Source organism: Mesorhizobium sp. M4A.F.Ca.ET.050.02.1.1 (genome assembly GCF_003997725.1).
Classification (GTDB): domain Bacteria; phylum Pseudomonadota; class Alphaproteobacteria; order Rhizobiales; family Rhizobiaceae; genus Mesorhizobium.
The window spans coordinates 1-4,983 of sequence record NZ_RZSG01000446.1 but is presented as its reverse complement, the minus strand read 5'-3'; the positions used below and the strand labels follow the sequence as shown (position 1 = coordinate 4,983).

At 66.8% G+C, this 4,983-nt stretch carries 5 protein-coding genes and 1 pseudogene; 4 read left to right on the top strand and 2 right to left on the bottom strand.

What is annotated here, in order from left to right; genetic code table 11:
• On the bottom strand, window positions 1–950 hold a 950-nt coding region (locus EOA33_RS24070; protein ID WP_127406756.1), incomplete at its 3' end, for an NAD(P)-binding domain-containing protein.
• A 92-nt stretch (window positions 951–1,042) separates the two neighbouring features.
• Complete coding sequence (locus tag EOA33_RS24065) at window positions 1,043–1,600, bottom strand: OsmC family protein (protein ID WP_126055179.1); 558 nt, start codon at window positions 1,598–1,600, stop codon at window positions 1,043–1,045.
• Window positions 1,601–1,859: 259 nt separating this feature from the next.
• Here EOA33_RS24065 and EOA33_RS41535 point away from each other — a divergent pair.
• From EOA33_RS41535 to EOA33_RS24050, 4 genes and pseudogenes are all read left to right on the top strand, one after another.
• Window positions 1,860–2,261 (top strand): annotated as a pseudogene (locus EOA33_RS41535) (serine hydroxymethyltransferase); the annotation flags it as partial.
• A gap of 166 nt (window positions 2,262–2,427) precedes the next feature.
• Window positions 2,428–3,174, top strand: a complete 747-nt coding sequence (locus EOA33_RS39805) for an aminotransferase class I/II-fold pyridoxal phosphate-dependent enzyme (protein WP_210212596.1) — start codon at window positions 2,428–2,430, stop codon at window positions 3,172–3,174.
• A gap of 55 nt (window positions 3,175–3,229) precedes the next feature.
• Window positions 3,230–4,324: a branched-chain amino acid ABC transporter substrate-binding protein gene (locus EOA33_RS24055; protein WP_348628256.1), complete on the top strand. Its 1,095-nt coding sequence runs from the start codon at window positions 3,230–3,232 to the stop codon at window positions 4,322–4,324.
• 39 nt (window positions 4,325–4,363) lie between these two features.
• A partial coding sequence (locus tag EOA33_RS24050) for a LysR substrate-binding domain-containing protein (RefSeq protein ID WP_127406755.1) occupies window positions 4,364–4,983 on the top strand: 620 nt, incomplete at its 3' end.

The following is a 4,983-nucleotide window of genomic DNA, read 5'->3' as shown; positions in this document are numbered from 1 at the left end:
CCGCTGGCGAGGTCCAGGCCGAGCGACGGGTTGTCCTCGACACGCGTCGGCGGCGGGCGATCCGGCGGTCCGACCGTCGCGTCCAGCCCGTTGTCGCGCGCCCATTCGTCAATGAGGTCGAGCAGCCGGGCCATCTTGAGATCGGAAAGCGCGCACATGTTGCGCAACGACCCGGCAAACTGCGCCTTGCCGTCTTCGGTGATGCCGGCGAGACGGCCGACGAGCCTGACGCCGCGGTCGAGCAGCGCGTTAAGGTCGAGGGTGGTGCGGTCGGGCGTGCCGGCAAGCTGCAGCGAAGGAACGCGTCGCGCCCGCCTGATGTCGTCGACCTCGTCGTAGCGCTCGTCGAGCACGCCGGCGGCGTCCATCCACCATTCCAGGTCCTTGCCGCGATAGACGCGGGGCGCCCTTATGTGCTCGCCCACCGACAGCGTCACCTGACGCCCCGAACGCTGCAGTTCCTGTGCGATCTGGGTGCCGCTCGACGAGGCGCCCACCACCATCACGCCGCCGTCGGCGACCTGGCCTGGGTTGCGGTAGGACTGCGCCGTCAGCATGGCGACCGACGGCGGCACGCGGGCGGCGAAATCGGGCAGGCGCGCGATGTTGCACGCGCCCGACGCCAGCACGACGGTCCGGCACCGCCACTCGCCGCGGTCCGTGCGCACCAGATATCCGGCATCGTCGGCGCGGACCGAGGTAACGGTCGTATGGGTCCTGACCGGCGCCGAGATCGCCCTGGCATAGTTGCCGAGGAAGTCGATCGCCTCAGGCAGCGTCCGGTAACCGTCGGGGTCGTCGCCGTCATAGCGGAAGCCGGGCAGCCGGCTCTGCCAGTTGGGAGTGAGCAGCCGCAGCGAATCCCATCGCTCGGTGCGCCAGCTATGGGCGATCTCACCGCGCTCGAGCAGCACATGGTCGATGGAGCGCTCCGCGAGGCAACGGCTCATCGCGAGCCCCGCGTGCCCTGCACCGACGATCACTGTGGTGACGGAACTAATCGCACCCTCTCATCGGGAGAGTCTACGGCTCGAAGCGCCTTTCAGTTCACCACGACCGTGACGTTCGTCGGATTGGTGACAATGTCATAGACGGCCGACCGCTTCTGCGACTGGGCGACGAGCGCCTCGATGTCCTCGCGCTTGGCGTCGGCGTCGATGTTGTACTTCACCGTGATGCCGCTGAAGCCGTTGCGGACGTCGGCGTCGATGCCGAGAATGCCGGCGAGATCCATGTCGCCCTCGATGGTCGCTTTCACCGACTTCAGCTGGATGTTCCGGTTCTGGGCAACCGCGGCGATGCCGGCGGTCAGGCAACTGGCCAGCCCGACCAGCACGTATTCGACAGGCGTGGCGCCCTGATCCAGGGAAGCGAACACCTCCGGATGGTCGGCGTCGAATGCGAAGGTGGTCTTGCGATGCTGGTCCTGGCCGAGACCGTAAAAACTCTCCACCGTCGAGTGGCTGTGGGTGCCATCCTTCCATTCGCAAGCCGCGCGCCACTTGAATTGCGCGGCCTCCGGGGCATTGGTAAGCGCTTCTTTTGCGGCGAGCAGCGCCTCTACATTGACGCCATTGTCGGCCTGTACTGCGGAAGCCATGATTATCCTCCCTACATTGCACTGGCTCAAAACCCGACCGTTTCACTGACCTCCTGATCAGCTTTGGTCGTGGGGCGGCCATGGTATGGGCAGCTAAGCGTTTCGACAAGTTGTTTCCGGCGGGGCAGGGTCGCCCTTCGGAGCCCGTTTCAACTACCCCTAAAATACCTAAGCCTAGCCCCTAGAACTACTCGTTTGCGCCGGCATACCATCGCCGCCACCATCCGGATCGTTGGTGGTTGGCACGGTGGAGGCATTGATGACCGCTCTTGCTCGCAGGCCCTGGGTTCCCGCGCAGTGCGAGGATTTCGTCCAGCGGCTGGCCACGGAAACGAGCGGGCAGGGGAGCGACGTCGTGCTTGCGGCGATCGAGGCGGGCATCGCGCTCAACCGGCGCGTCCATGAGGCCGATTGCGTCAACCTCAATCCGGCGACCAACGTGATGAACCCCAGAGCCGAGGCGGCGCTTGCCTCGGGCCTCGGCTCTCGCCCGTCGCTCGGCTATCCCGGCGACAAATACGAGATGGGGTTGGAGGGCGTCGAGCGCATCGAGGTCATCGCGGCCGAGCTCGCCGCCGAGGTGTTCGGCGCCCGCTATGCCGAGATCCGCGTGCCTTCCGGCGCCATCGCCAATCTCTATGCCTTCATCGCCGCGGCGCGGCCGGGCGACAGCGTGATCGTGCCTTCGCCCGCCGTCGGCGGCCATGTCACGCATCACATGGCCGGCTGCGCCGGGCTCTATGGGCTCGACATCCATACCGCGCCTGTCGACGGCGATGGCTACACGGTCGATGTCGCCGGGCTGCGCGAACTCGCCCTTGAGGTGCATGATCACCATCGGCAGCAGCCTCAACCTTCTGCCGCATCCCATCCGCGAGATCCGGGCGATCGCCGACGAGATCGGGGCGCTGGTGCTGTTCGACGCGGCGCATCTCTGCGGCATGATCGCCGGCCACGCCTGGCAGCAGCCGCTGGAGGAAGGCGCCCATCTCATGACGATGAGCACCTACAAGAGCCTCGGCGGCCCGCCCTCCGGCCTGATCGTCACCAACGACGCCGATATCGCCGAGAAGCTCGACCGGATCGCCTTTCCCGGCATGACGGCGAATTTCGATGCCGCGAAGTCGGCAGCGCTCGCCATCACACTGCTCGACTGGAGGGCGCATGGCCGCGCCTATGCCGCCGCCATGGCCGGCACGGCGAAGGCGCTGGCTCAGGCGCTTGCCGAGCGCGGCCTGCCGGTGTTCTCGACGGCCAAGGGCCACACCACCTCGCACCAGTTCGCGGTTCAGGCCCCCGAATTCGGCGGCGGGCAGGCGGCGGCGAAGAGGCTCAGGCGGGCCAACATCCTCACCTGCGGCATCGGCCTGCCGATCGCGGCGGTCGACGGCGACATGAACGGCCTGCGCTTCGGCACGCCGGAGATCGTGCGCTGGGGCATGACCGAGAAGGACATGCCCGAGCTTGCCGCGCTCATCGCCAGGGGGCTGCGCGGCAACGATGCGCCGCAAGCGATCGCCGCCGCTGTCAGTGAATTCCGGCGCCGGTTCACAAAACTGCATTTCGTGAACTGAGCACCTGAAAGCGCGGGCGAAGAGCCCGCTTTCTCAAAACACAAAGGGGAATGACATGCGCATGATTCTGCGATTGATGACTGCTGCCCTGATGACGGCCGCCGCCGTCGGTGTCGCCAGGGCCGATATCGTGCTCGGCGTCGCCGGTCCGATGTCGGGGCCGAATGCCGCCTATGGCGAACAGTACCGCGTCGGCGTCAAGACGGCGGTCGAGCGCATCAACGCCAATGGCGGCGTGCTCGGGCAAAAACTCACCGTCTCGGTCGGCGACGATGTCTCCGATCCAAAGCAGGGCGTCTCGGTCGCCAACAAGTTCGTCGCCGATGGCGTGCATTATGTCGTCGGCCACTATAATTCCGGCGTCACCATTCCCGCCTCCGACATCTATGCCGAGAACGCCGTGCTGTTCGTGACGCCGACGGCCACCAACCCGATGGTGACCGAGCGCGGCCTGTGGGACGCTTTTCGCGCTTGTGGCCGTGACGACCAGCAAGGCGCCATCGCCGCCAAATTCGTGCTCGAGCGCTTCAAGGGCAAGAAGGTGGCGATCGTCGACGACAAGTCGACGGCGGGCAAGGGTCTCGCCGACGAGATGGCGCGCGCCTACAACGCCGGCGGCGGCAGGCCGGTGCTGCAAGAGGAAATCAACCCTGGCGAGAAGGACTACAGCCCACTCGTCGCCAGGATCAAGCAGTCGGGCGCCGAGCTTGTCTATTATGGCGGCCAGCACACCGAGGCCGGGCTGATCGTGCGCCAGATGCACGACCAGGGCGTCACCACCATCCTGATGGGCGGCGACGGCATCTCCAACAGCGAGTTCGGCGCCATCGGCGGCGAGGGGGCTTTGGGCACGCTGATGACGTCCTTTCCCGATCCGGCCACCTTCGCCGAGGCCAAGGATGCGGTCGCCGACCTGAAAGCCAGGAACGTACCGACCGAAGCGGTGACGCTATACGCCTATGCAGCCACGCAGATCCTTGCCGAGGCGATCGCCCGTGCCAAGGCCGACGATCCGAAGGCCGCATCCGACTATCTCCATTCGGGTGCAAGCATTTCGACAGTGCTCGGCACCATCTCCTATGACGCCAAGGGGGATATCAAGCAGCCGGGCTTCGTCGTATTTGAGTGCGGAAGGTCGACGGCAAGCTGACCCCGGTGGCCCTCAGATAGATTATTCGCGCCGGCGGCGGTGTCGCATCAGGTCAAGGCGCTGGAGGCCTGGCTCGGCGCGCCGCTGTTCGTGAGGCATGCGCAGGGGCTGCATCTCACCGACGCCGGCCGCGCCGCTCTGCCTGCCTTCTCCACCGCCTTCGACGCTATGGGGCTGGCCGTGCAGGAACTGCGCATCGCGGCGCCCCGGCCGCAGGTCAGCATCGCGGCGCTGCCTTCGATCGCGCAGCTGTGGCTGGCGCCGCGCCTGCCGGCGCTGCGCGCGGCATTGCCCACGCTGCGCCCCTCCATCCACGCGCTGGAGGAGCCGCCGGATTTCCGCCGCGAGCCTTTTGATCTCGCCATCTTCCTGACCAGGCAGGCACCGGTCGGCGGCCGCGCTTGCAAGTTCTCAGATGATGTCATCTTTCCGGTGTGCGCGCCGGCGCTGGCCCGGCAGTTGAAGACGCCGGCCGATCTCGCCGCGCAGCTTCTGTTGTGGGACACGACCTGGACCGGCGACTGGGCCCTGTGGTTCGAGGCCGCCGGCCTGAAGGGGCCGTCGATCGATTCCGGCTCCGAATTCTCGCTCTACAGCATGGCGCTGCAGGCGGGCGACGGCGCCGGCGTGCTGATGGGCCATGAGGCGCTGGTGTCGCG

What these genes read in the sequence shown, in the direction of transcription:
- EOA33_RS39805 (WP_210212596.1), top strand. Translation starts at nt 2,428, where the DNA reads ATGATCACCATCGGCAGCAGCCTCAACCTTCTGCCGCATCCCATCCGC.
- EOA33_RS24065 (WP_126055179.1), bottom strand. Translation starts at nt 1,600, where the DNA reads ATGGCTTCCGCAGTACAGGCCGACAATGGCGTCAATGTAGAGGCGCTG.
- EOA33_RS24055 (WP_348628256.1), top strand. Translation starts at nt 3,230, where the DNA reads ATGCGCATGATTCTGCGATTGATGACTGCTGCCCTGATGACGGCCGCC.